Here is a 23,091-nt window from a genome sequence, read left to right on the forward strand (position 1 = left end):
GCGCTAGCGCAGCGGCCGCGCGGTGGAAGACAGCCGCCGCAGCGCGTCCAGCTTGCCTTGGTAGCGCGGTTGCGTGGCTGGATCGGCGTGCGCCATGGCCTCGCGCAGCGCCGCGGTGGCGCGGCGGGTGTCGCCGCTGTGCAGGTAGGCGCGGGCCAGGGCGAAGTACAGCAGGTGGGCGCCGTCGTACAGGTGCAGCGCGTGACGGTAATAGGCAATGGCCGCGGCGTAGTCCTGGCGCCGTTCCGCCTCGTTGCCGAGCAGGTATTGCTGGAATGGGTCGCGTTGGCGCACCTGTTCCATCTGCCGCTGCAGGGCGGCCTCGCGGGTGCCGTCGCCCAAGCGTCGGGCCAGGCCCACGGCATTGGACAGCGCCGGCAGGTGCTCCGGATCGATCTCCAGCGCCTTGGTGTAGTCGCGTGCGGCGGCGGTGCTGTCGCCATCGCGCATCGCCAGCACGCCCTGGTTGTTCCAGGCCCCGGCGAAGCGTGGGTCCATCTGCAGGGCCATCGCCAGATGCGCGCGGGCGCCGTCGACATCGCCGTCGACCATCAGCTCGGCGCCGCGGTTGTTGTAGTAGTGGGCGAGGGCGCGGCGGTCGGAGATGGGCTGCGGCCCGCGCCGGTCCATCAGCACGCTGCGGTCCAGGTCGATGCTGCCGCGGCCGCTGTCCACGCGCACGCCGGCGTTGACGTGGCCGACGTTGTACAGCGCATTGCCGTCCTCGTACCAGCTCAGCACGCGACGCACCTCCTGGACCTGTGCCTGCAGTCCGACGTCGCGCGCCATCGCCACGAACAGCAGGGTGAAGGACAGGCAGTTGACGTGGCGCGTGGCGTAGCTCTCGGCGACGCTGTGGGTGGCCTTGGGGTCGTACTGCAGGTCCAGGCCGTTGGCATCGAAGGCCAGCGCCACCAGTTGCTGCAGACGGTGTTCGGCATCGGCGCCGCGGTCGATGCGCTGCTGCAGCAGCGCATGCAGCGCCGGTGGAAGTTGCATGATCTGCTCAGGGATCGGAACGGCGGTTGCCGCGGTAGTCGTCGCCCGAACCGGCGGTGTCGCCTCTCTCTGGACGGCCGCTGCCGTGTGCGATGAAGGTCGCGACGGTGTGGGCGGCGACGGGGCGGCCGTGGCGGCGGCGAGCAGGGCGAACGCGGTCCAGGCGAACATGACGCACCTCGCGGTGCCCTGCAGTGGCGAGGGCTCGCCTGCACTATAGGCCCTCGCTGGCGAGACAGGACGGTCATCGTGGCGGTGCCGACGAGCGGTCTCCGGCCGACGCGATCGATGGCGGCGGTCATCCACAACCGCTGTGGACGAACGTGGGGCAACCGTGTGGATAAGTCGCTGCCACCCAGGCGCCACAATGCACGCAGACAGGATGGTGAAAACTTCGCCACATGTCTGACTGCGCAGTGCGGCCATGAACGCGTGTTCACCACGGGCAATGCGGCGTGACGAGCGAGCGCCGATGGCTCACGTGCGCTTTATGCCGTTCTGCCCAGCATCGCCAACACCACGCAACGCGGCAATCCTCTCGACCGCGCCGTGCGATATCCAGGTTCACCCCCGTGTGCCCGTTGCGCGATATCGCCGGCTTCGCCACAGGAGTTTCCCATGAGCATCCAGAGCAAGACCACGCACAGCCTCAACGACCTCATCGCCATTTCCCGCGACGGCAAGGACTTCTACGAAGAAGCCGCCAAGAAGGTGGGCGACGCCGAGTTGTCCGCGCTGTTCCTGCGCATCGCCGGCGTCAAGTCGGACATCGTGAGCAGCCTGAGCGCAGTGGTGCAGTCGGTCGGCGGCAAGCCGGAAGAGCACGGCACCATGGTCGGCAGCATGCAGCAGATGTATGGCAAGGTCCGCGCCGCGCTGGGCGACACCAAGTACGGCTACGTCGCCGAGCTGGAAGAGTCCGAAGATCGCCTGCTGAAGGCCTTCAACGAGACGATCGCCGACGCCGACACCCCGGTGGCCGCGCGCGACGCCGCCACCCGTCTGCTGCCGGAAGTGCGCGCCTGCCACGACGTGATGCGCACCCGCAAGCACGCGATGAAGAACGCGGCATAAGCGCCGCCCGCCGCCGGCCCGGCGCGCCGCATCGCGGCGTTGTCCGGGTCGGCGTGCCGATGGTCTGCAGCGGGACGGTGCGCTTGCTACCATGCGTGCTCGACCGCTGCCCGACCTGATTGCGGCGTTTGCCGCTTCTGCCCATGTCTCCCGATGCTGCGCCTGCCGGCGCCCAGTTCTCGCTCGGTTTCGATGCGCCTGCCGCACGCGAAAGCCTGTTCTTTGCGCTGCTACCCGACACGCGAACCGCGCAAGCGGTGCACAGCCTTGGCCAGCAACTGTGCCAGGCGCATGGTCTGCACGGGCGTGCGCTGCCGCCCGAGCGGCTGCACGTGACCTTGCACTATCTGGGCGAATACGCCGGGATTCCGCCACGCTTGCTGCAGCAGGCATGCGCCGCCGGGCAGGCGCTTGCGGCCTCGCCCTTTCAACTTGCATTCGACCAGGCGGTGACTTTCGACAGCCGCGCGCGTAGCCGACCGCTGGTACTGCGCGGTGATGCCGAGCCCGCGCCGTTGCTGGCGTTGCGTCAGGCGCTCCAGCAGCAGTTGGCCCGACACGGCGTGGCGCCGCGCGCCGACGGCGCCTATCTGCCGCACATGACCCTGGCCTATGTCGATCAGGCGTTGGCGTCGCAGCAGGTGCCGGCGCTGCATTGGCAGGCGACGTCGCTGAGCCTGATCCGCAGCGTACAGGGCCAGGGCCGTTACCTGCACGAAGCCAGCTGGCCGTTGCGCGCCGCCCCTGCGCAGCACGGCGCATGAACGCGGCGCCGCTGACCCTGCCCGAGGCGCAATGGGCGCAGCTGCGGGCGGCCTACGCCGAACCGCCGCGGGCGTATCACCATTTCGGCCACGTCGAGGCGGTGCTGGCGCACTACGCCGAGGTCGCCGCCGACACCGGCTGGCGGCAGCCACGCGAGGTCTACCTGGCCGTGCTCTATCACGATGCGGTCTATCGTGCCGGCCGCGGCGACAACGAAGCGCAGTCGGCGCGCCTGGCCGAGGCGGCGATCGCGCAATGGCTGCCGGACGCCGGGGTGGAGGCGACGCGGGTGGCTGCGCTGATCGAACTCACCGCGCGTCACGGGCAACTGACCGTCGACTCGGTGGATGCGGACGCCGCGCTGTTCCTGGATTGCGACATGGCCATCCTCGGCGCCGCGCCGGAAGCCTTCGCCGCCTACGACCGCGCCATCGCCGAGGAGTACCGCGGCGTGGTGCCGGGCTGGTTGTACCGACGCAAGCGCCGCGCGTTCCTGCGCACCGTGCTGGCGCAGCCGCGCATCTTCCTCAGCGAGCGCTTCCATGCGCGCTACGACGCGGCCGCGCGCGCCAACCTGCGTCACGCCATCGGCTGAGGGGACGCGGACCGCTGCCTGCGCCGCCTTCTTCTACACTGCCGCGCCGGTCTGCCCCGGCCGCCGCCACGGAGCCCCATGTCCGACCCTGCCGCCAATGCCGATCCCCGCCCGCAGGCGCCGTTGCCGCCGGGCCCCAGCGACTGCTGCGACAGCGGCTGTCCGCTGTGCGTCTACGACCTCTACCACGAGGAGCTGGAGCGCTACCGGCAGGCGCTGGCCGCCTGGCGGCTGCGCCATCCCGGCGCCGACGCGGACGCCTGACAGGCCTGCCGGTGCAGGCGCTGGCGCAGGTCCGGCGTACCTGGCATGAACCAGGGAGCGCGCCGCGCTTCGCGCCGTCGCCGTTCGGGATTATCTTTACACGCCTTTTCAGGATTGCCGGATGATGCAGAAGCGTGGCGGTTGGATGTGGGGATGTGCATTGGGCGGACTGCTCGCGGCCGGCGTCGCCGGCGCAGCACCGGGCGCTGCGGCCACCGCCGCGCCGCATGCTGGCGCACCGGCCGCGGCGCCGGAAAAGCTCAGCCACGGCCGCTTCGAGCAGGTGCCGGTGCTGTTGCCCAAGGGCAACGCGCAGCGCGTGGTGCTGTGGTTCGCCGGCGGCAAGCACGCCGACGCCGAGCGCATGCGCCAGATCGAGGCGCTGCGCGACGACGGCGCCATGGTGGCGGTGATCGACAGTGCGCACCTGCAGACGGTGCTGGCCAAGATCGACGGCACCTGCGGCTTCTCCGCCGGCGACGTGGAGAATTTCTCGCGCTACGTGCAGGCCTATTTCCACGTGCCGACCTACCACCTGCCGTTGCTGGTGGGCGATGGCGACGGCGCCGCGCTGGCCTATGCGGTCGCGGCGCAGGCGCCCAAGCATCTGCTGGCGGGCCTGCTGACCGAGGATTTCTGCCCGGTGCAGGTGCTCGACGACCAGATCTGCGGCGCCGGCATCACCGCGCCGGCGCGCGCGTTGCAGGCGACTGCGCTGCCGGTGCCGTGGCTGGCGGCGCTCGATGCCAAGACCCGCCGCGACCGTTGCACCCAGCAGAGCGACGCGTTCCTGCAGAAGGTGGCGCAGGCGCGGCAGTTCCGCCGCAGCGCCAGCGGCGATGCGCTGCCGGGCCTGCGTGCGGCGGTGCGTTCGCTGGGCGACCGGCCCGGCGTCAGCCTGCCGCCGACCCCGGCCGACTTGGCTGGGTTGCCGGTGGTCGAAGTGCCTGCCGCCGCGGGCGCGGGCGATGCCGACAACGGCAACGTGTTCGCGATCTTCGTCTCCGGCGACGGCGGCTGGGCCGGACTCGACCAGCAGGTCGCCGGCGCCCTGGCCAAGGCCGGCATCCCGGTGGTGGGCGTGGATTCGCTGCGCTACTTCTGGAGCGAGCGCACGCCGCAGGGCTTCGCTACCGACTTGGACCGCATCTACCGCCACTACAGCCACCTGTGGCAACGCGGGCGGGTGGTGCTGATCGGCTTCTCGCAGGGCGCCGACGTGCTGCCGGCGGCCTACAACCAGTTGCCGGAAGCGATGCGCGACCAGGTGCAACTCACCGCCTTGCTGTCGGTCGGCAAGACCGCCGACTACGAGTTCCACGTGTCCAACTGGATCAGCTCCGGCGACGACGGCCTGCCGATCGCCCCGGAAGTGGCGAAGATGCCGCCGGCGCAGACCCTGTGCATTTACGGCGAGGACGACGACGACGCGCTGTGCCCGGACCTGCCCAAGGGCGCGGTGCAACTGGTCAAGCTGCCCGGCGACCATCATTTCCAGGGCGACTACGCGACGCTGGCCAAGCAGATTCTGCAGCGGATTCAGTAGAAGCCGGGATTGGGGAGGCGGGATTGGGGGTTGGTCGCGCGTGCGGGCTTGCGCGCTCGCGTCGTCGGCCGCCGTACCCTCACCCCAACCCCTCTCCCGGGGGGAGAGGGGCTTTGCTTTTCCTTCTCCCATCGGGACCACGGCCCCCTTTTCGGGGGAAGGTGCCCCGAAGGGGCGGATGAGGGTACGGCGCGAAGCCTCGTAAAGCTCCGGCAAACGGGGTAGCCAGGCCAATCCCCAATCCCGACTCCCCGATCCCCGCCTCACTCCGGCTTGCGCGGATCCAGCGAGATCAGTCGGGTCACGTCCAGCAGGGCGGCGGGCAGGTGCATGCCGCCGGGGGCGGCGAGGTAGCGGGTGCGCCAGGCAGGGGCGAACTTGGACTTGAAGCGGCGCAGGCCGGTGAAGCCGTAGAAGCGTTCGCCGTGGCGCACGATCAGGTTGCCGAAGCGGTTCCAGCGGCCGGCCAGGCGGTGCTGGGCCAGGCCCGACAGCGGCGCCATGCCCAGCGAGAAGCGCTTGTAGCCCTGGTCGCGGCCCCACAGGAACAGCTCGATGAACAGGAAGTCCATCGTGCCCTTCGGCGCATCGGCGATGTGCCGCATCAGGTCCACCGACAGCTCGTGACCGGCCGGGGCCTGCCACAGGTTGGCGAAGGCCACGACCTTGCCCTCGAACTCCACCACCGCGATCGGGAAGCGGCGCAGGTAGGCCGGGTCGAAGCTGCCCAGCGAGAAGCCCTTCTCGGCGCCGGCCTTGTCTTCCAGCCACTGCTGCGAGACCTCGGCCAGCACCGGCATCAGCGCGTCCACCGCGTCGGTCTCGACGATGCGGAAGCTCAGCCCGCTGCGCTTGCCGCGGTTCCAGGCCTGGCGCAGGTCGGCGCGGTCGCGGCCTTCCAGGTGGAAGCCCTCCAGCGACACCATCGCTTCCTCGCCGAGCTTGACCAGGGTCAGGCCCAGGTCCAGGTAGGTCTGCCAGTGCTGCTCGCCGACCTGGTAGAACACCGGGCGCAGGCCCATGCGGTCGGCTTCCTCGCGGAAGCGCCAGATCAGCGCGCGGGCCACTTCCGGCGCGCCGACCGGGTCGCCCATCGCCACCAGCGAGCCGCCGTAGCGCTGCATCATCACGAAGCCGGGGCCGTCCTCGGCCTGCAGCAGCGCCTTGTCGCCGGTCAGCACCAGGCAGGCCTGGGTGTCGGTGGCCTCGGCCAGCACCGGCGCCAGCGCGTCCAGCTGCGCGCCATCGGCCGGCGGCAACGGCGAGCGCGTGCTGTGCAGCAGCCGCGCCAGCCCGAATACCACCACCGCCACGCTGACCAGCAGCACCGCGCGCAGCGCGCGTGGGGCGTTGGCCGAGGTGGCGAATTCCCACCACAGCTCGTTCTGGTATTCGACGTGGCTGTAGACGAAGAACAGCAGCCAGATCGTGGCGATCAGCACCAGGCCGAGGTTGCGCAGCCACGGCCACGACCAGGCCTCGTCGAGCAGGGCGCCCTCGCGATAGAACTCGCGGCGCGCGCCCCACAGGCCGACCGCCACCACCAGCGAGGACAGCGCCACCGAGACGTGGCCGCCGCGCAGCCAGGCCGGCAGCGGCAGCAGCACGCAGATGCCGATCGCCAGCACCCAGGCGGCATGGCTGCGCCGCTGCAGGCCCTGGCCGATCAGCAGCAGCACCACGCCGCCGAGGCTGGCCAGCAAGTGCGAGGTTTCCATGATCGACAGCGGCGCCATGTCCTGGCGGCGCTTGGGCGTGGGCAGGGTGCCGTCGATGACCAGCGCCGCGCCGACCGCGAACACCGCCAGGGCGATGATCTGCGGCAGCCACGGGCGCAGCGTGCGCCAGGCCACGCGCACGCCGCCGGCACTGGCGGCCAGCGGCCGGCGCAGGCCGGACAGCGACGCCATCAGCACCGACAGCAGCAGCGGCACCACGTAGTAGGTGATGCGGTAGATCAGCGCCGCCGCCAGCACCGCCGCCGGCGCCACGCCGGGCAGCAGCTTGAGCAGGCTCCACTCGAACACGCCCAGGCCGGCCGGCACGGTCGAGACCAGGCCCGCCACCACCGCGACCAGGTACAGGCCGACGAAGCCGATGTATTCGATGCCCGATTCGTTGGGCAGCAGCACGTAGAACGCGGCACTGGCCAGGCCCAGTTCGACCACGCTCAGCGCGGTCACGCCCAGGGTGGTGCGCCGGTCCGGCAGCCACAGTTCGTGGCTGCGCCAGCGCAGGGTGCGGCCGTCGCGGCCGGCCAGCAGCAGCATCGTGGCGAAGCCGACCAGCAACGCGATGCCGATCGCGCGCACCGCGGTCGCGCCGACCGGCAGCGCCAGCGCCGCCGCGGCCGGTTCCAGGGTCAGGGCCAGCGCCAGCAGCAGCCACGCGCCGAACACGAAGCCGAGCGTGCTCATCAGCACCACCTGGCCGATCTCGGCCAGGCTCAGCCCGACCCGGCCGTAACCGCGCAGGCGCACCGCGCCGCCGGTCAACGCGGCGAAGCCCAGAGTCTGCCCGACCGCATGCGCCAGGAACGCGGTGATGCTGATCCGCATCGGGTGCAGCTTGCGCCCGCTGCGGCGCAGGCCGACGGCATCGAAGCCGATCAGGCAGGCATAGCTGCTCAGGCCCAGCAGCAGGGTCAGCACGATCTGGCTGAGGCTCAGCTGGTTGAAGGCGTGACGGATCGCACTGTAGCCGTGGGTGCTGAACTCCGTGGCCAGCGCGTGCAGCGCCAGGGCCAGGATCGCCAGGCTGGCCAGCACCGGCAGCGCACGGCGCCAGCCGGGCGTGGGTGCGGGAGTGGAGGGCGCGGCGTCGGTCATTGCGGACGGACGGCGGCGAGGCGCGACGGCGCACGTTGCGCGGTGCGCGACGCGGCCGGAGCGGAAGTGCGGGTGAAACGAAGACGGGCCATCGCGATACCGGTTGGATGAAAGCGTGTGACGAACATTGAGAGGGCTGCGACCAAGTGGCTGCGTCGCGGTGGGTGGGGTGGCGGGGCAAGCCGGGTTGCACCGGCCTGCCGCGCATCACCCTGGTGGGATGCCACGCGTCAGATCCCGACAGCGGTCGCGGTCAGCGGCGCGCAGGCGAGTCCGGTATCGGTGAGCTTGGCGCCCTCCCGGGCCGCACCCCGCAGCGCACACATCGCACCCCTGTCAGCCGTACCGCTCCTCTTGCCGTGCATCCCACGCTCCAGGCTATACCGGCCGTGCCGGCGACGCGCATGATAGTGGAATCGCACGTCGCCACGGCGTCTGGACCGCGGCAGGGGCCGTGGCCGGCGCATGTGGCGACGGTCTGTGTCGGTTCCGGAGCCTGTCGATGCCCTTGTCCGCATCTCCCTTTCCCTCGCCGCCGCGCTGGACGCGCCTGGCCGGCGCCGCAGCGTTGCTGCTGGCGCTGCTGTTCCTCGGCGTGGCCATGGCGTTGCAGGTCGTGCGTGCCGATCTGCACTGGCAGCAGGCCACGCTCAGCCAGTACCTGCATGGGCCCGGCGGCCTGCTGCTGCGCACCGTCTACGTCCTGCTGGCCGTCGGCGTGGTGGCGCTGGCGGCCGGGCTGTATGCGCAGGCGCCGCCACGCGCGCGCAGCGGTGCGCCTGTATTGCTGTTCGGCTGCGCCGCGCTCGGCCTGTGCGGCGTGGCGATCGGCGACAGCTATCTGCCGCAGCGCGCACCGCTGCTGGCGCCGCTGGTGCACGGACTCTCCGCGCAGACCGCGTTCCTGTGCGTGACCACGGCGATGCTGCTGCAGAGCGCGTGGCTGCGCGGGCAGGCGGCGTGGAAGGGCCGCGCCGGGCCGCTGTTGCTGCTGGCGGTGCTGGCGTTCGTGGCCCTGTGGGTGCATGTGCTGTGGCGCGCACCGCCGCGCGGGCTGACCCAGAAACTGCCGATCGTGTTGATCCTGGCCTGGCTGCTGCCGGTGGCGTATCGCGTGTGGCGGCCGGTGCCTGCAGCCGCGGCGCAATCGCGCGACAATGGCGCGGTCTTCCCACTACAGGACAGCGCATCATGATCCAGCGTTTCGATACCGGCCCGCGGATGTCGGAGATGACCGTGTACAACGGCGTGGCCTATCTGGCCGGGCAGATCGCGGACGATACCAGCGAAGACATCGCCGGCCAGACCCGCCAGGTGCTGGCCGCGATCGACCGGTTGCTGGCGCTCGCCGCCACCGACAAGAGCCGGATCCTGCGCGCGGAGATCTTCATGACCGACCTGGCCGAGTTCGCCGAAATGAACAAGGTCTGGGAAGAATGGGTCAGCCCGGGCAACACCCCGGCCCGCGCCACCGTGCAGGCCAAGCTGGCCGACCCGGCCTGGAAGATCGAGATCGTCATTACTGCCGCCGCTTAAGCGGCCGGGATTGGTGATTGGGGATTGGGGATTCGTCTTGCCCGCCACGCCGTCGCTTGCATATCCCCTGATCCGCGTAGGAGCGATCAGGCGGCAGCACGCCGCCTTTGCCAATCCCCAATCCCGACTCCCCAATCCCTGCCCCTCAGCGCCTGACGAACCGGTAATGCGCCACGCCCCACTGCTGGCCCTGTTCGTAGCCGAACAGTTCCGCGCAGGCCATCCAGAACATGCGCCAGCGTTGCCACCAGATCTTGGCGTCGGCGCCGTAGGTGGCCTGCAGCACCGGCATCAGCGTGTCGCGGTGGCGGTCCTGGTTGTGCAGCCAGGCGTTGGCGGTCTTCTCGTAATGCTGGCCGGACAGCAGCCAGCGGCGTTCGATCGCCAGGTCGTCCTGGAACTGCAGCAGGGTGTCGGCCGCCGGCATCAGGCCGCCGGTGAAGAAGTGCCGGCCCATCCAGTTGTCCTCGCCCTGCACCTCGAACGGGTAGGCCAGGTCGCGATGGCAGAAGATGTGCACGAACAGCCGGCCGCCCGGCACCAGCCAGTGGCTGACCCGCTTGAGCAGTTCGCGGTAGTTGCGCATGTGCTCGAACATCTCGATCGAGACCACACGGTCGTAGCTTTCGGTCGGCAGGGTCAGGGTGTTGGCGTCGTGGGTGATCACCTTGACGTTGCCCAGCCCGCGCGCGCGGCATTGCGCTTCGATGTGCTCGCGCTGCGGCCGCGAGTTGGAGACCGCGGTGATGCGTGCGCCGGGGAACTGCTCGGCCATCCACAGCGTCAGCGAGCCCCAGCCGCAGCCAAGTTCGAGGATGCGCTGACGGTCGCGCAACTGTGCGCGTTCGGCGTACAGCTGCAGCATGCGTTCTTCGGCCGCGTCCAGGTCGGGCGTGGTCGCATCCCAGTAGCAGCTGCTGTACTTCAGGCGCTTGCCCAGGCACAGCTCGAAGAAGCGCGGCGGCACTTCGTAGTGCTGGCGGTTGGCTGCGTCGGTCTCGATCGCGATGGCGCTCTCGCGCAGCGATTCGATCAGCAGGCGCTGGCGCTCCCAGGCCGCGTCGGCGCCGCCGGCGCGCTCGTCGCGCAGGCGTTGCGCGCACAACCGGCGCATCGCCGCGCGCAGCATGGCGTCGGGCAGCAGGCCGGATTCGGCCAGGCGCGTGGCCAGCGGCTCGGCCGGCGCGGCAGGCGGGGAAGAGGTGGCGAAGGTACTGGACATGGCGGATCTCCTCGCGCGGCTCAGTGCCGCGGCGGCATGGGGAAGAAGGCGCTGGTGCTGCGCTGGTAGTCGGCGTAATCGCGGCCGCGCGAGCGCAGCGCTTGCTGTTCGGTATAGGGAATGCCGGTGACGCGATAGAGGAAGGCGAACATCAGCAACGGGCCCAGCGCGGCCACGCCGACCCACAGCGCGCCGCTGCCCACTGCCAGGAACACGTAGGCGAACCAGTGCACGAATTCGAAGAAGTAGTTCGGATGCCGCGAATAGCGCCACAGGCCTTGGCGGCAGGTCTTGCCCTTGTTCGCCGGGTCGGTGCGGAACGCGGCCAGTTGCCGGTCGGCCAGGCTTTCCCCGCCGACCGCGATCAGCCAGGTCGCGACCGCCAACGTGGTCCACACGCTCCACTGCGGCTGCGGATTGTGCGCGGCCACCGACAGCGGCACCGCGAACGCCAGCACCACCAGCGCCTGGCCGAGGAAGAACGCCAGGAACTTGAGCTGGTCGCCGTGCCAGTGCTCGCGCAGGGCACGATAGCGGCCGTCTTCGTGCGCATCGCCGAACACGCGTACGCCCAGATGCCAGGCCAGGCGCGCGCCCCACAGCCCGCCCAGCACCGCGGTCAGCACCCGCGGCAGCAGCGCGCCATCTGCGCGCCAGGCGCAGTACACCGCGGTCAGCGCCATGCAGGCCGACCACAGCACATCGACCACGCCGGCATTGCGGGTATGTCGCTGCCAGGCCCAGCCGGCGAGCATGACCAGCACGGTGAAGATGCCTACATGCAGGAGCGGCCATGCGTTCATCGCGCCGCTCCGGTGGCCGGCAGCGCCGGCGTGGCGACCATCAGGCGGCGCGTCGCCAGGCTCAGCAAGGTCAGCGCCGCGGCCCAGCCCACAGCCAGCGCCAGCAGCGCCTGCGGCGTGGGCGCCACCAGCGTCACCGCCTGCCAGCCGCGCGCGGCCAGCACATAGCCCAGCGGGCCGCCAATGGCGCCGAACAGCGCCGCGCGCCAGGGATGGCGCATCACCCAGGCCAGCGAGTGCTGGAAGGTCAGCGCGAAGCCGGCCCACAGCGCCAGGATCCACAGCGGCGGCCACGGTGCCGGCGGCGCGGCGGCGTAGCGCACCCAATCGCCGGCGCGCATGGCCGCATCGACACCGGCGCCCAACGGCAACGCCAGGGCGATCAGCGCGGCGTCGCCACGCGCGCGGCGGCGCGGCTGCAACTGGTACAGCGCGAACAGCGCCAGCGCCGCCGGGCCGGCCCAGGCCAAGCCGTGCGCGGCGCCGACGACGGCGGCCAGCCACAGCCCCTGCAGGGCGAGGTAGTTGATCAGGTTGCTCATGCGTCGCCCGCCAGCGCCGGCGCGAACTGCGCCGGCCGTGCGCGCGGCTTGCTCAGCCACAGGTGCACGTCGCCGATCGAGCGCTCCAGGAAGCCGCCTTCGCAGTAGGCCAGGTAGAACTCCCACATGCGGATGAAGCGTTCGTCGTAGCCGAGCGCGCGCACCTGCGGCAGCCTGGCCATGAAGCGCTCGCGCCAGGCGCGCAGGGTCAGCGCGTAGCTGGGGCCGATGTCTTCCAGGTTGAACAGGCGCAGGTCGCTGGCGCGGCCGATCGCGCCGGTCATCGCCGCCACCGAGGGAATGAAGCTGCCCGGGAAGATATGGCGCTTGATGAAGTCCACCGACTTCAACGCCTGCGCGTAGCGATGATCCTCGATGGTGATGGCCTGGATCAGCGCCTGGCCGTCGTCCTTGAGCAGGCTGCCGACCTTGCCGAAGTAGGTATCCAGGTATTGATGGCCGATCGCCTCGATCATCTCGATCGAGACCAGGCGATCGTAGCGGCCGTCGAGATCGCGGTAGTCGCGCAGCAGCACCTCGACCCGGTCCGACAGCCCGGCGGCCGCGATGCGCTGCCGGGCCAGTTCGTACTGCTCGCGCGAGATGGTGGTGGTGGTGACGCGGCAGCCGTGGTGCTTGGCCGCATGCAGCGCGAAGCCGCCCCAGCCGGTGCCGATCTCGACCAGGTGGTGGTGCGGCTGCAGATCGAGCTTGGCGCAGATGCGCTGCAGCTTGCGCTCGGCGGCGCGTTCCAGCGCGGCCTCGCCCAAGGCGGCGTCGGCGTCGCGGAAGATTGCCGAGGAGTACATCAGGTTGCGATCCAGGAACAGCTCGAACAACGGATTGCCCAGGTCGTAGTGCGCGGCGATGTTGCGGCGGCTGCCGGCGCGGGTATTGCGCGCGAACGCGTGCAGGCCGCGCATCGCCAGGCCGCCGAGCCGGGCCAGGCCGGTCTCCATCGCGTCCAGGCGGTCGCGATTGCGCACCAGCAGGCGCACCAGTGCGACCAGGTCGTCGCAATCCCACAGCCCGTCCATGTACGCCTCGCCGACGCCGACGCTGCCGTTGAGCGCGGCCTGCCGGTAGAAGCGCGGGTCATGGATGCGCAGATGCGCCTGCAGCGCGTCGGCGCCAGCGGTGGAATCGCCCAGCGTGGTCAGCGTGCCGGCTTCCTCGATGCGCAACTGGCCTTCGCGCAGGCCATCCAGCGTGGCGAGCAGGCGTTGCCGCAGCAGGCGGTCGAGCCCGCGCAGCGGCGGTGCGGCAGGGGCCAGCGCGGCGGCGGAAGAGGGCGCGTGCGGAGCGTTCATCGGCGTTCTCGCGGAAGGGAGTGGTCGGGGTGGTCGTGCACCGGGTTGCCGCGCAGCCACAGCCGCAGCGCCTGCCAGTGGATCTTGGCCATGACCTGCAGGGTCATCGCCGGATAGCGCAGCAGTGCCTGCGCCAGGCTGGCGCCATCGAGGGCCCGGCGCTCGAGCACCAGGGTGGCGTCGAAGCGTCGCCGCGTCGCCGCCGGCGTGGGATCGAGCACGTCCATGTGCACGCGCAGTTGCGCGCCGGGTTCGCTGAAGCGCCAGGCGTAGGTGTGCGCCATCGCCATGAACGGCGAGACGTGGAAGCGCTTGGCGAAGCGCCAGGCGTGCGTGGTGCCGTGATTGCGCGCCTCGGCCATCGGCAGCACATAGGCGTGGCGCTGCCGCCACGGCGTGTTGGTGATCTCGGCGACGATGCTGTGCAGGCGCTGCTGCGCGTCGTGGCAGTAGTAGAACGTGACCGGATTGAAGCAGTGGCCGAAGTAGCGCAGGTGGGTGAGCATGCGCACCGGGCCCAGCGGACGCTCGCCGGTGTGCTGCTGCACGCGGTCGCGCACCGCCTCGTCCAGCGGCTGCGCGGGGTCGCCCAGGTAGTCGCTGCGGCGGAACTCGGCCAGGTTGCGCCGGTTCACCGACCACAGCCAGCGCCGCGCGAACACCTGCTCCAGTTCGTCCAGGTCCAGGTACAGCAGGAACAGCGGATAGCGGAACGCCAGCGCTTTCGGCGCGTAACGGCGATGCCGCACCCAGCCGGTGTATACCGCGCTGTGCAGGCCATGCAGGGTCGTGCCCGCCGCCGCCGACGTTGTCGAGACGGCGCCAGTCGGCGGGGCGGGCACGGCAGCACGGCGCATCAGCGTCATGACCAGGGTACCCCCAGCGCGGCGGCGACGTCGACCGCGCTGCGCAGGCCGTCCTCGTGGAAGCCGAAGCCCCAGCCGGCGCCGGCGAACCAGGTATTGCGCTGGCCCTGGATCTCGCCCTTGCGCGCCTGCGCCGCCACCGACGCCTGGGTCTGCAGCGGATGCCGGTAGCGCATGCGTCGCAGCACCTTGGCCGGATCGATCGCATCCGTGCGGTTGAGGCTGACAATGAACGGCTGCGGCGCCTGCAGCGACTGCAGCGCGTTCATCCAGTAGCTGACCGTGCAAGGCGCGTCCGGATCCGCCGGCACGTGCGCGTTCCAGGCGGCCCAGGCGCGGCGGTCGCGCGGCAGCACGCGCGCATCGGTGTGCAGCACGGTCTCGTTGTCCTGGTAGCCGATCGCGCCGAGGATCGCGATTTCCGCGTCGCTGGGGTCGGTCAGCAGGCGCAGCGCGTCGTCGGCGTGGCAGGCCAATACCGCGTGGTCGTATTGCTGGGTGTCGGCATCGCAGGCGATCGCGACGCTGCCGTGGGCCGTGCGCTGCAGCGCGCGCACCGGCGTGCCGAGCCGCTCGCGCACGCGCCAGCGGCTGCGCAGCGCGCGCACGTAGCTGTTGGAGCCGCCGCGCACCACCCGCCACTGCGGGCGGCCGCTGACCTGCAGCATGTGGTGATTGGCCATGAAGCCGATCAGCTGGCGCATCGGGAAATCGAGGATCTGCCGCGACGGCGAGGACCACAGCGCCGAGGCCATCGGCACCAGGTGCGCGTCGCGAAACACCTCGGAGTAGCGGTGGCGCTGCAGAAAGTCGCCGAGGGTGAGCTGCGCCAGCTTGGCGTCGTGCAGGACCTGCGGCGCCTCACGGTAGAACCGCCGCAGATCGCGCAGCATGCGCCAGAAGCGCGGCGACAGCAGATTGCGGCGCTGGCAGAACAGCCCATCGAGCGTGCCGGCGTTGTACTCCAGCCCGGTGCGCTCTTCGTGCACAGAAAAACTCATCGTGGTCGGCTGCGACTCGACCCCGAGCCGCGCGAACAGCGCGCTCAGCAGCGGGTAGTGCTCCGGATTGAACACGATGAAGCCGCTGTCCACCGCGTATTCCGCGCCGTCCAGTTCGATCGCGTGGGTATGGGTGTGGCCGCCGAGATAGTCGGCCGCCTCGTACAGCGTCACCTCGTGGCGCTGCGACAGCAGCCACGCCGCGCCGAGGCCGGCGATCCCCGAGCCCACCACCGCGATCCGGCTCATCGGGCACGCGCCTGCGCACGCACCAGCCCGGCCGGCACCGGCTTGAGCTCGCGGATCACGCGCGTCCACGACAGCGCCTTCAGGCCGTACCAGGTCAGGTCCAGCTCCCACCAGCGGAAACCCTGGCGCGCGGCACCGGGGAAGAAATGGTGGTTGTTGTGCCAGCCTTCGCCGAAGGTCAGCAGCGCCAGCCACAGGTTGTTGCGGCTGTCGTCGCGGGTGTCGAAGCGGCGGCTGCCGAAGCGGTGCGCCAGCGAGTTGATGGTGAAGGTGGCATGGAACAGCGCCACGGTGGAGACGAAGAAGCCCCACACCAGCAACTGCGGGCCGTCGGTGCCGAGCTGCGGCACGTGCTGCTGCAGCCACTCGCCGAGCAGGAACAGCGCCAGCGCCAGCAGCACCGGCAGCAACAGGTCGAAGCGGTCGAGGAAGCGCAGTTCGGGGAAGCGGCGCAGGTCCGGGATCGCCTCCCAGTCGGTGCGGAAGCCGCGCGGAGTCAGGAACCAGCCGCTATGGCTCCACCAGAAGCCGTGCTGGCGCGGCGAATGCGGATCGGCCGGGGTATCGGTATGGCGATGGTGGTTGCGGTGGTGGGCGGCCCACCACAGCGGCCCGCGCTGCACGCAGGTGGCGCCGATCGCGGCGAACAGGAACTGCACCGGGCGCGAGGTCTTGAACGCGCGGTGCGCGAAATAGCGGTGGTAGAAGCCGGTGAGCGCGAACATGCGCACGGCGTACATCGCCACCGCCATGCCGACGGCGAACCAGGACACGCCGACCCAGAACACGCCCAGGCACGCCAGGTGCAGGCCGATGTAGGGCGCGGCGCGCAGCCAGTCGATACGGTCGGCGCGCGCCGGATCCAGCTCGATCTCGGCACTGGTGTCGAACCACCGCCGCAAGGTGCGCAGGATGCGGCCACGCGCGGCAGGTGGCGTTGTGGAAGGGCTGGGTTCCGGAACGGGACTCGGCACAAGCGCGTCTCATTGGGGGACTTGGGAGCGATACGGGCGAAACCGGAACACGGATGCACCCGCGTCGCATTTCCCCTGCACGGATGCGGGCGCGGCATGGCGGCCACGACGGCACAGCGCAGGCGTCGCACGAATCGCAAGATCTGGCTGTCGTGCGGATGCGCGATGGCGGCGGCGATGTTGCCTGCGCACGAGTGGTGGGCGGGTGAATGCGCGCCCGGTTCTTGTAGACGAGCGCGGCATAGCCTGACCGCGGCCCGATCTCTCCACGGCGCGTGCAAGGTACGTGGTGCACTGCCCCTCTCCCATCGGGAGAGGGGTTGGGGTGAGGGTACGGAGCGAAGCTCTCGCGCATCCAATTTGCGTTACCGGACGCTGCATCAGGCTTCGCCCGTACCCTCATCCGCCCCTTCGGGGCTCCTTCTCCCGACGGGGGAAGGGCATCCATGGTCCCGATGGGAGAAGGGTTGTCTACGGCGCCAGCTGCAGCGTGCTGATGCCGCCCTTGGCCACGACCGGACCGGTGGCGACGCCGCCGGGCGCGCCGCCGGGCGGTTCCATGGTCACCGCCAGCACCGCGCCGTCGCTGAGCATGGGCATCAGCGCATCGGGGATGCGCGCCACGCGCGCCTTGGCCTCGTCGAACACACCCATCGAGCGCGCCTTGCCGTCGGCCGGGATCAGCCACAGTTCGGGCACGCGCGCACTGTCGTGGGTGCCGCCCAGCGGGGTGAGGGTGATGCTGCGCTTGTCGGCGTCCATCAGCGCCACGTAGCCGGGCTTGCCGTCGTCCTGCATCAGCGTGGAGGTCATCGCGATGCCGCTGGGCTTGGGCGTGGTGGTGGTGGCGACCGGCGGCGGCTGCGCGGCCGGCGGCGGCACCGGCGCACGCGCCAGCAGCAGCGCCATCAGACAGGCCGTGGCGGTGGCGAAGCCGCCGGCGCTGAGCCAACGCCAGGTCCGCACGCTGTCCCAGAACCCGGGTGCGGCGGGGCGCGGGCGCGGCGCCGGCGCATCCAGACCCAGCGAGGCGCGGATGCGCACCCACACGCGCTCGGGCACCGCCACCGGGGCGATCTCGTCGGCCAGCGGCATCAGGTGCTGCTGCCACTGCAGCACCGCCGCGGCGAAGGCGCGGTCGCTGTCGATGCGCGCTTCGGCGGCGCGGCGCTCCTGCGCGTCGAGCACGCCGAGCACGTATTCGCCGGCCAGCACGTCGCGCGGCGGCGGGGTTTCCTGTGGATCGGGCACGGAGGCGTTCATCGTTCCAAACACGCTTTCAGTTTGGCCAGGCCACGGCGGATCCAGCTCTTGACCGTGCCCAGCGGCGTGCCGCTGCGGTGGGCCAGTTCCTCGTAGGTGATGCCCTCGAAGAACGCGGTGCGGATCAAGTCGCCGCGCGGCGGCTCCAGTTCGCCCATGCACACGTCCAGGCGCCGTCCCGCCACCCGCCACTCGGTATCGGCGAGCGGATCGCGGCCTTCGTCCTGCAGTTCACCGGCGTCGTCCAGCGCCACCGACTGCCGCGCCGGTGCGCGTGCGCGCAGATGGTCGATGGCCTTGTTGCGGGCGATCATGGTCAGCCAGGTCAGGCCGCGCGCGCGCTGCGGGTCGAACTGCGCCGCCTTGCGCCAGACCGAGGAGAACACTTCCTGCAGCACGTCCTCGGCTTCGCCGCGCTGCGGCACGATGCGCAGGCACACGCCGAACAGGCGCGAGGACGTGGTGCGGTACAGGCGTTCGAACGCGGCGCTGTCGCCGGTGGCGGTGGCCACCAGCAATTGTCCTGCTTCGTCGTGATCGGGCGACTCGGTCATGCCGGGAGACGGTGGCGAAGGTCGGCGTGATGCTACAGGCTTTCGCCGCGGCCGTCGCTCAGGCGCGCTGGCGCCGCCACAGTACGCACGCGGTGAGCAGCAGGACGATCTCGAACGCGGCCAGGCCGGTCGTGGTCGGGCCGACCGGCCACAGCCGCAGCAGGCTGGCGCTGCGGTAGAGCACGATGGGCACGTAGAACGCCAGCGCCAGGAGCAGGCCGGTGCGCAGTTGCCCGGTGCGGGCGAAGTAGCCGAACAGGAAGGCCATACCCAATTGCAGGCCGCCGTAGATGACCAGGTATTCGGACTGGCCGGAGCGGTCCAGGCCGACATAGCCCACCGCGGCGGCGGTCTGCGCCGGCAGCAGCGTGCACCAGACGGCCAGGAGCGCGTAGAGCGCGGCGTTGAACCACAGGTAGGCCTTGGCCATGAGGTGTCCTCGTCGATGCGCGGGCGATGCGCAGGCATGGTTGTAGCGGGTGCGGCGATGGCCGGCGTGAATGCGCTGGCGGCGCGGCTCAGCGCGCGCTGCATTGCGCGACCAATGGTTGCTGCAGCGCCTGCTCCCAGGCGCCATCGTCGGCCTGGCCGCGCAGGCGTTCGGGAAATTCGATGCGCACGCTCGGGTAGCGGCCGCGCGCGTCGCGGATGTTGCCGACGCCGCGGAACTCGCGCAGGCGCCGGTCCTGGCGCGTGTAGGCGACGCTGAGGTCGGGCAGCAGCGTGCCGTACCAGGCGGCCAGGCTCAGGGTGTAGCGCTGCATTTCGGCATCGGCAGGGCCGGGGGTGATGCGGAAGTCGAGCGTGCGCAGTTCGCTGGGCAGCACGAAGGCGATGCGCTGCGGTCCGCCGCTGCCCAGGCTGTCCCAGCGCTGGCGCAGGTAGGCGTCGAAACCCGCGTCGATCACCTGCGCCTCGGTGCTCTTGGGCAGCGGCGCGCGGCGTTCGGCCTGACCCTTGGCCTGACTGAACATCTCGCGCCCACTGCCGCTGCGGCGCACACCCTCGCGGTAGCCGCTGCGCGCATCGACCAGTTCGAAGTCCGGCGCGGCGCTGCCGTCGTCCACGCGCTTGCGCGCGAACGCGGCGCCGTCGTTGCACTGGTACAGCACCAGGCGCGCGCCATCCTCGCGGACCCAGTGGCTTTCGCGGTACAGCACCTGTTTGCCGTCGGCGGCATAGGCGATGCCCTCGTAGTGCAGCATCGCCCGCGCAGGCGTGGCGGCGACCAGGGCGGCGGCGCCGAGGACCAGGGCCAGCGGCAGGTGCGGTCGGGTGAACGGGAAGGCGGCGGTCGACGTCGGCATGCACGGCGCTCCGGTGGGATGACACCAGGACATACGCGGCGGGTGCCGATCCGGATGCGCAGGCCGTGGCGCTCGCGCTGCAGCGGCTGTCTCAGCGCAGGACGATGCAGTCCACCGGGCAGGCCGGCAGGCACAGCGCGCAGCCGGTGCACAAGGGCGCCAGCACCGTGTGCATGTGCTTGGCGCCGCCGACGATGGCGTCCACCGGGCAGGCCTGAATGCACTTGGTGCAGCCGATGCATTCGGCCTCGACCACCCACGCCACCTGCGGCGGCGTGTGGGTGCCGCGGCTGCGATCGTAGGGCAGGGCGGGGACCCCGAGCACCCGCGCCAGGGCGCGCGCGCCGGCGTCGCCGCCGGGCGGGCAGCGGTCCACCTGCGCCGTGCCGGCGGCCATCGCCTCGGCATAGGGACGACAGCCGTCGAACCCACACTGGCCGCATTGGGTCTGCGGCAGCAGGCGATCGAGGCGTTCGAGCAGGGCGTCGTGGGCGGGCGTCATGGCAGGGGCGGCGCGCGGCAGCGCCGCGGGGACTACAGAGCGAAGAAGGTGCATCGGCGTGGTCAGCCCGCACAGTGTAACGCGGTGCCCATGTTCGCCCGACGGCGCCGCATCGGGCAGTGTCATCGGCTCAAGCGATCCGGCGCCCGCAGTACCAGCGCTCGTGCGCCAGCGCCAGCATCGGCCGATCCTCGCGACTGTCGCCGTACGCATGGATGCGCCGATAGGCGTTCAGGTCGTACTGCATGCGGATCAGCGCGGCCTTGCGGGGGCCGCAGTCGCCGTGGCGATAGCGGCCGGTCAGGCGCCCATCCTGCACTTCCAGATGGTTGCAGATCAGGTCCAGCCCATGTTGCGTGCACCAGGGCCGCAGATACAGATCCAGCGAACCGGAGACCAGCACCACGGTGTGCCCCTGGGCCTGGTGCCAGGCGATCCGCTGCATCATGTCCGGTCGCAGCAGCGGCGGCAGCGCCTGCTGCGCATAGTGCTCGGCCTCGCGGGCGATCTCGTCTGCATCGCGGCCGGCGAACACCAGCCGGGTGACCCGCGTGCGCAACGTCGCCGCCGACACCAGGCCCAGCCGATAGCCGGCCAGCCACGGCCCGACCGCCCAGCGCGCCCGCGCCTGCTGCGCCGGCGTGGCCACACGGCGCAGGAATCCCGAATAGGTATCGGCGGTGGTGACCGTGTGGTCGAAGTCGAAGAGGGCCAAGTCCATGGGAATGGGGAATGGGGAAACGGGAATCGTAAAAGCGGGTCTGGCGGCGGGCTGCAGCTCTGCGATTCCCGATTCCCGATTCCCGATTCTCCTTTTCCGGCCTTACCGCACCGGCATGCCCGGCTGCGCGCCGCTGTCGGCGTCGAGCAGGGCCAGGGCGCCGCCGTCGAAGCCGGCCGACAGGATCATGCCTTCGCTGAGGCCGAAGCGCATCTTGCGCGGGGCCAGGTTGGCGATGAACACCACGCTGCGGCCGACCAGCTTCTCCGGCTCGCCGTAGCTGCCGCGGATGCCGGAGAAGATCTGCCGCTTGCCCAGCTCGCCGGCGTCCAGTTCGAAGCGCAGCAGCTTGTCCGAGCCTTCGACGAACTCGCAGGCCAGCACCTTGCCGATGCGCAGGTCGAGCTTGGCGAAGTCGTCGATGCCGATGTGGCCGGGATTGGGGATTGGGGATTGGGGATTGGTGGCGGCCTTCGCTTCCTGCTTGGCGGGGGGCGCGGCAGTTGGAGTGGGGGCGAGGGTGTCCTTGGAGGCGTCGGTCATGGCGTCCAGCAGCTTGGGGTCGATACGGGTGAACAGGGGGGCGTACGGTTGGATCACGTGCGCCAGCAGCGGGGCGTCGAGGTCTTCCCAGGCGCCGAGCGGGGCCGACAGGAACGCCTCGGCTTCGGCGCAAGTGCGCGGCAGCACCGGCTTGAGCGCGGCGGCCAGCACCCGGAACAGGTTCAGGCCCTGCGTGCACACGGCCTGCAGTTGCGCTTCGGCGCCGTCCTGCTTGGCCAGCACCCAGGGCTTGTGTTCGTCGATGTACTTGTTGGCCTCGTCGGCCAGGGCCATGGTCTGGCGGATCGCGCTGGCCGGGTCGTTGCGCTCGTAGGCCTCGCGGATCGGCGCCAGCGCGGCGACGAAACGCGCGTACTGCGCCGCATCCGGCAGCGCGTCGGCGAGCGTGCCGCCGAAGCGCTTGTCGATGAAGCCTGCGCAGCGGCTGGCCAGGTTGACGAACTTGCCGACCAGGTCCGCGTTGACCCGCGCCACGAAGTCGCCCAGGTTCAGGTCGAGGTCGTCGACGCCGCCGGAGGATTTGGCCGCGAAGTAGTAGCGCAGCGCTTCCGGCTCCAGGCCCACGTCCAGGTAGGTGCGGGCCATCACGAAGGTGCCGCGCGACTTGGACATCTTGGCGCCGTCGACGGTCAGGTAGCCGTTGACGTGCAGCCGGGTCGGCGCGCGGTGGCCGGTGCCGTGCAGCACCGCCGGCCAGAACAGCCCGTGGAAGTTGACGATGTCCTTGCCGATGAAGTGGTGCAGTTCGGTGGCGGTGCCGGCGGCCAGGTGCGGCTCGAAGGCTTCGCCCAGGCTCGCGCACAGGGTCTGGAAGCTGCTCAGGTAGCCGATCGGCGCGTCCAGCCACACGTAGAAATACTTGCCCGGCTGGCCGGGGATCTGGAAGCCGAAGTACGGCGCGTCGCGGGAGATGTCCCAGGCGCGCAGGCCGCCTTCGCTGTCCAGCCATTCCATCAGCTTGGCCTTGACTCCGGGCAGGGCGACGTCGCCGGCCAGCCACTGCCGCAGGAAGCCGTCGAAACGGCCGACCTCGAAGAAGAAGTGCTCCGAATCGCGCAGTTCCGGCGTGGCGCCGGAGATCACCGACTTGGGCTCCTTCAGTTCGGTCGGGGAATAAGTGGCGCCGCAGACCTCGCAGTTGTCGCCGTACTGGTCGGCGCTGCCGCAGTTCGGGCAGATGCCCTTGATGTAGCGGTCGGGCAGGAACATGCCCTTGGCCGGGTCGTAGAACTGCGCCACCGAGCGCCGCGCGATGTGGCCGCCGGCGTCGAGCTTGGCGTAGAACGCCTCGGTCAGGGCGCGGTTGGCGTCCGAGTTGGTCGAGTCGTAATGGTCGAAGGCCACGCCGAACGCGGCGAAATCGCGCTCGTGGCTGGCCTGGATGGCGGCGATGAAGCTCTCCGGGGTGACCCCGGCCTTCTCGGCGGCAAGCATGATCGGCGTGCCGTGGGTGTCGTCGGCGCACACGAACCAGGTGCGGTCGCCGCGCAGCCGCCGCGCGCGCACCCAGATGTCGGCCTGGATGTAGCCGACCAGATGCCCCAGATGCAGCGGTCCGTTGGCATAGGGCAGGGCGGTGGTGACGAGGGCGGTGGTCATGGCGGCC

The 23,091-nt window shown here is 70.6% G+C and carries 23 protein-coding genes; 7 read left to right on the top strand and 16 right to left on the bottom strand.

The window, feature by feature from the left end; translation table 11 throughout:
* Positions 1 to 3 precede the first annotated feature (3 nt).
* Positions 4 to 999 (bottom strand): tetratricopeptide repeat protein, encoded by a 996-nt coding sequence (locus SLW52_RS04205; protein ID WP_320739344.1) that lies wholly within the window; start codon positions 997 to 999, stop codon positions 4 to 6.
* A gap of 618 nt (positions 1,000 to 1,617) precedes the next feature.
* Here SLW52_RS04205 and SLW52_RS04210 point away from each other — a divergent pair.
* The 5 genes from SLW52_RS04210 to SLW52_RS04230 all read left to right on the top strand — a co-directional run bounded on the left by SLW52_RS04210 (position 1,618) and on the right by SLW52_RS04230 (position 5,243).
* Complete coding sequence (locus tag SLW52_RS04210) at positions 1,618 to 2,073, top strand: PA2169 family four-helix-bundle protein (protein ID WP_041500455.1); 456 nt, start codon at positions 1,618 to 1,620, stop codon at positions 2,071 to 2,073.
* A 143-nt stretch (positions 2,074 to 2,216) separates the two neighbouring features.
* Positions 2,217 to 2,837 carry an RNA 2',3'-cyclic phosphodiesterase gene (gene thpR / locus SLW52_RS04215; RefSeq protein WP_043092684.1) on the top strand — a complete coding sequence of 207 codons (621 nt, stop codon included), beginning with the start codon at positions 2,217 to 2,219 and terminating at the stop codon, positions 2,835 to 2,837.
* Positions 2,834 to 3,433 carry a hypothetical protein gene (locus SLW52_RS04220; RefSeq protein ID WP_152180845.1) on the top strand — a complete coding sequence of 200 codons (600 nt, stop codon included), beginning with the start codon at positions 2,834 to 2,836 and terminating at the stop codon, positions 3,431 to 3,433. The genes thpR and SLW52_RS04220 overlap by 4 nt, the downstream gene beginning before the upstream one ends.
* 78 nt (positions 3,434 to 3,511) lie before the next feature.
* Positions 3,512 to 3,697 carry an oxidoreductase-like domain-containing protein gene (locus tag SLW52_RS04225; protein ID WP_017908246.1) on the top strand — a complete coding sequence of 62 codons (186 nt, stop codon included), beginning with the start codon at positions 3,512 to 3,514 and terminating at the stop codon, positions 3,695 to 3,697.
* A 121-nt stretch (positions 3,698 to 3,818) separates the two neighbouring features.
* Complete coding sequence (locus tag SLW52_RS04230) at positions 3,819 to 5,243, top strand: AcvB/VirJ family lysyl-phosphatidylglycerol hydrolase (RefSeq protein ID WP_295943694.1); 1,425 nt, start codon at positions 3,819 to 3,821, stop codon at positions 5,241 to 5,243.
* Between the two features lie 263 nt (positions 5,244 to 5,506).
* Here the strand turns inward: SLW52_RS04230 and mprF are convergent, their stop codons facing one another.
* The gene (mprF, locus tag SLW52_RS04235; protein ID WP_150410310.1) at positions 5,507 to 8,071 is read right to left on the bottom strand and encodes a bifunctional lysylphosphatidylglycerol flippase/synthetase MprF; all 2,565 of its coding nucleotides are present in this window, start codon (positions 8,069 to 8,071) and stop codon (positions 5,507 to 5,509) included.
* A 502-nt stretch (positions 8,072 to 8,573) separates the two neighbouring features.
* Between mprF and SLW52_RS04240 the strand changes: the two genes are divergently transcribed.
* Entirely contained in the window at positions 8,574 to 9,266 is a 693-nt protein-coding gene (locus SLW52_RS04240) for a DUF998 domain-containing protein (RefSeq protein WP_320739342.1), read from the top strand.
* On the top strand, positions 9,263 to 9,607 hold the full coding sequence (locus SLW52_RS04245) for a RidA family protein (RefSeq protein WP_017910151.1): 345 nt from the start codon (positions 9,263 to 9,265) through the stop codon (positions 9,605 to 9,607). Before SLW52_RS04240 ends, SLW52_RS04245 begins: the two co-directional genes overlap by 4 nt.
* 145 nt (positions 9,608 to 9,752) lie before the next feature.
* Here the strand turns inward: SLW52_RS04245 and SLW52_RS04250 are convergent, their stop codons facing one another.
* The 14 genes from SLW52_RS04250 to metG all read right to left on the bottom strand — a co-directional run bounded on the left by SLW52_RS04250 (position 9,753) and on the right by metG (position 23,084).
* Entirely contained in the window at positions 9,753 to 10,829 is a 1,077-nt protein-coding gene (locus tag SLW52_RS04250) for a cyclopropane-fatty-acyl-phospholipid synthase family protein (RefSeq protein WP_267081747.1), read from the bottom strand.
* A 20-nt stretch (positions 10,830 to 10,849) separates the two neighbouring features.
* Positions 10,850 to 11,632: a DUF1295 domain-containing protein gene (locus SLW52_RS04255; protein WP_320739340.1), complete on the bottom strand. Its 783-nt coding sequence runs from the start codon at positions 11,630 to 11,632 to the stop codon at positions 10,850 to 10,852.
* On the bottom strand, positions 11,629 to 12,174 hold the full coding sequence (locus SLW52_RS04260) for a DUF2878 domain-containing protein (protein ID WP_267093747.1): 546 nt from the start codon (positions 12,172 to 12,174) through the stop codon (positions 11,629 to 11,631). Before SLW52_RS04260 ends, SLW52_RS04255 begins: the two co-directional genes overlap by 4 nt.
* Positions 12,171 to 13,484 carry a cyclopropane-fatty-acyl-phospholipid synthase family protein gene (locus SLW52_RS04265; RefSeq protein ID WP_267099112.1) on the bottom strand — a complete coding sequence of 438 codons (1,314 nt, stop codon included), beginning with the start codon at positions 13,482 to 13,484 and terminating at the stop codon, positions 12,171 to 12,173. The genes SLW52_RS04260 and SLW52_RS04265 overlap by 4 nt, the downstream gene beginning before the upstream one ends.
* Positions 13,481 to 14,350, bottom strand: coding sequence for a DUF1365 domain-containing protein (locus SLW52_RS04270; RefSeq protein ID WP_320694273.1), 870 nt, complete (start codon positions 14,348 to 14,350; stop codon positions 13,481 to 13,483). The genes SLW52_RS04265 and SLW52_RS04270 overlap by 4 nt, the downstream gene beginning before the upstream one ends.
* Complete coding sequence (locus tag SLW52_RS04275) at positions 14,347 to 15,600, bottom strand: FAD-dependent oxidoreductase (RefSeq protein ID WP_320739339.1); 1,254 nt, start codon at positions 15,598 to 15,600, stop codon at positions 14,347 to 14,349. The genes SLW52_RS04270 and SLW52_RS04275 overlap by 4 nt, the downstream gene beginning before the upstream one ends.
* Positions 15,597 to 16,574, bottom strand: a complete 978-nt coding sequence (locus SLW52_RS04280; protein WP_267085099.1) for an acyl-CoA desaturase — start codon at positions 16,572 to 16,574, stop codon at positions 15,597 to 15,599. Before SLW52_RS04280 ends, SLW52_RS04275 begins: the two co-directional genes overlap by 4 nt.
* Before the next feature lie 471 nt (positions 16,575 to 17,045).
* Positions 17,046 to 17,837, bottom strand: coding sequence for an anti-sigma factor (locus SLW52_RS04285; protein WP_320739338.1), 792 nt, complete (start codon positions 17,835 to 17,837; stop codon positions 17,046 to 17,048).
* Positions 17,834 to 18,391, bottom strand: coding sequence for a sigma-70 family RNA polymerase sigma factor (locus SLW52_RS04290; protein ID WP_320739336.1), 558 nt, complete (start codon positions 18,389 to 18,391; stop codon positions 17,834 to 17,836). Before SLW52_RS04290 ends, SLW52_RS04285 begins: the two co-directional genes overlap by 4 nt.
* A gap of 58 nt (positions 18,392 to 18,449) precedes the next feature.
* Entirely contained in the window at positions 18,450 to 18,821 is a 372-nt protein-coding gene (locus SLW52_RS04295) for a hypothetical protein (protein ID WP_017910216.1), read from the bottom strand.
* Between the two features lie 88 nt (positions 18,822 to 18,909).
* Complete coding sequence (locus SLW52_RS04300) at positions 18,910 to 19,698, bottom strand: hypothetical protein (protein ID WP_320739335.1); 789 nt, start codon at positions 19,696 to 19,698, stop codon at positions 18,910 to 18,912.
* Positions 19,699 to 19,789: 91 nt separating this feature from the next.
* Positions 19,790 to 20,254 (bottom strand): Rnf electron transport complex subunit RnfB, encoded by a 465-nt coding sequence (rnfB, locus tag SLW52_RS04305; RefSeq protein ID WP_295927270.1) that lies wholly within the window; start codon positions 20,252 to 20,254, stop codon positions 19,790 to 19,792.
* Between the two features lie 76 nt (positions 20,255 to 20,330).
* Positions 20,331 to 20,921 carry an HAD family hydrolase gene (locus SLW52_RS04310; RefSeq protein WP_320739334.1) on the bottom strand — a complete coding sequence of 197 codons (591 nt, stop codon included), beginning with the start codon at positions 20,919 to 20,921 and terminating at the stop codon, positions 20,331 to 20,333.
* A gap of 102 nt (positions 20,922 to 21,023) precedes the next feature.
* A complete protein-coding gene (gene metG / locus SLW52_RS04315; RefSeq protein WP_320739333.1) occupies positions 21,024 to 23,084 on the bottom strand; it encodes a methionine--tRNA ligase in 2,061 nt (686 codons plus the stop codon).
* Between the last annotated feature and the right edge of the window lie 7 nt (positions 23,085 to 23,091).

Origin of the sequence: Xanthomonas sp. LF02-5, from assembly GCF_034105325.1 — a bacterium.
In the GTDB taxonomy this organism is placed as follows: domain Bacteria; phylum Pseudomonadota; class Gammaproteobacteria; order Xanthomonadales; family Xanthomonadaceae; genus Xanthomonas_A; species Xanthomonas_A sontii.

Bases quoted from the DNA above. Each gene is read 5' to 3' on its own strand.
- SLW52_RS04230 (WP_295943694.1), top strand. From the start codon at position 3,819: ATGATGCAGAAGCGTGGCGGTTGGATGTGGGGATGTGCATTGGGCGGA.
- SLW52_RS04265 (WP_267099112.1), bottom strand. From the start codon at position 13,484: ATGAACGCTCCGCACGCGCCCTCTTCCGCCGCCGCGCTGGCCCCTGCC.
- SLW52_RS04290 (WP_320739336.1), bottom strand. From the start codon at position 18,391: ATGACCGAGTCGCCCGATCACGACGAAGCAGGACAATTGCTGGTGGCC.
- SLW52_RS04270 (WP_320694273.1), bottom strand. From the start codon at position 14,350: ATGACGCTGATGCGCCGTGCTGCCGTGCCCGCCCCGCCGACTGGCGCC.
- SLW52_RS04255 (WP_320739340.1), bottom strand. From the start codon at position 11,632: ATGAACGCATGGCCGCTCCTGCATGTAGGCATCTTCACCGTGCTGGTC.
- thpR (WP_043092684.1), top strand. From the start codon at position 2,217: ATGTCTCCCGATGCTGCGCCTGCCGGCGCCCAGTTCTCGCTCGGTTTC.
- mprF (WP_150410310.1), bottom strand. From the start codon at position 8,071: ATGACCGACGCCGCGCCCTCCACTCCCGCACCCACGCCCGGCTGGCGC.
- SLW52_RS04240 (WP_320739342.1), top strand. From the start codon at position 8,574: ATGCCCTTGTCCGCATCTCCCTTTCCCTCGCCGCCGCGCTGGACGCGC.
- SLW52_RS04225 (WP_017908246.1), top strand. From the start codon at position 3,512: ATGTCCGACCCTGCCGCCAATGCCGATCCCCGCCCGCAGGCGCCGTTG.
- metG (WP_320739333.1), bottom strand. From the start codon at position 23,084: ATGACCACCGCCCTCGTCACCACCGCCCTGCCCTATGCCAACGGACCG.
- rnfB (WP_295927270.1), bottom strand. From the start codon at position 20,254: ATGCACCTTCTTCGCTCTGTAGTCCCCGCGGCGCTGCCGCGCGCCGCC.
- SLW52_RS04245 (WP_017910151.1), top strand. From the start codon at position 9,263: ATGATCCAGCGTTTCGATACCGGCCCGCGGATGTCGGAGATGACCGTG.
- SLW52_RS04220 (WP_152180845.1), top strand. From the start codon at position 2,834: ATGAACGCGGCGCCGCTGACCCTGCCCGAGGCGCAATGGGCGCAGCTG.
- SLW52_RS04250 (WP_267081747.1), bottom strand. From the start codon at position 10,829: ATGTCCAGTACCTTCGCCACCTCTTCCCCGCCTGCCGCGCCGGCCGAG.
- SLW52_RS04285 (WP_320739338.1), bottom strand. From the start codon at position 17,837: ATGAACGCCTCCGTGCCCGATCCACAGGAAACCCCGCCGCCGCGCGAC.
- SLW52_RS04275 (WP_320739339.1), bottom strand. From the start codon at position 15,600: ATGAGCCGGATCGCGGTGGTGGGCTCGGGGATCGCCGGCCTCGGCGCG.
- SLW52_RS04205 (WP_320739344.1), bottom strand. From the start codon at position 999: ATGCAACTTCCACCGGCGCTGCATGCGCTGCTGCAGCAGCGCATCGAC.
- SLW52_RS04210 (WP_041500455.1), top strand. From the start codon at position 1,618: ATGAGCATCCAGAGCAAGACCACGCACAGCCTCAACGACCTCATCGCC.
- SLW52_RS04260 (WP_267093747.1), bottom strand. From the start codon at position 12,174: ATGAGCAACCTGATCAACTACCTCGCCCTGCAGGGGCTGTGGCTGGCC.
- SLW52_RS04310 (WP_320739334.1), bottom strand. From the start codon at position 20,921: ATGGACTTGGCCCTCTTCGACTTCGACCACACGGTCACCACCGCCGAT.
- SLW52_RS04300 (WP_320739335.1), bottom strand. From the start codon at position 19,698: ATGCCGACGTCGACCGCCGCCTTCCCGTTCACCCGACCGCACCTGCCG.
- SLW52_RS04295 (WP_017910216.1), bottom strand. From the start codon at position 18,821: ATGGCCAAGGCCTACCTGTGGTTCAACGCCGCGCTCTACGCGCTCCTG.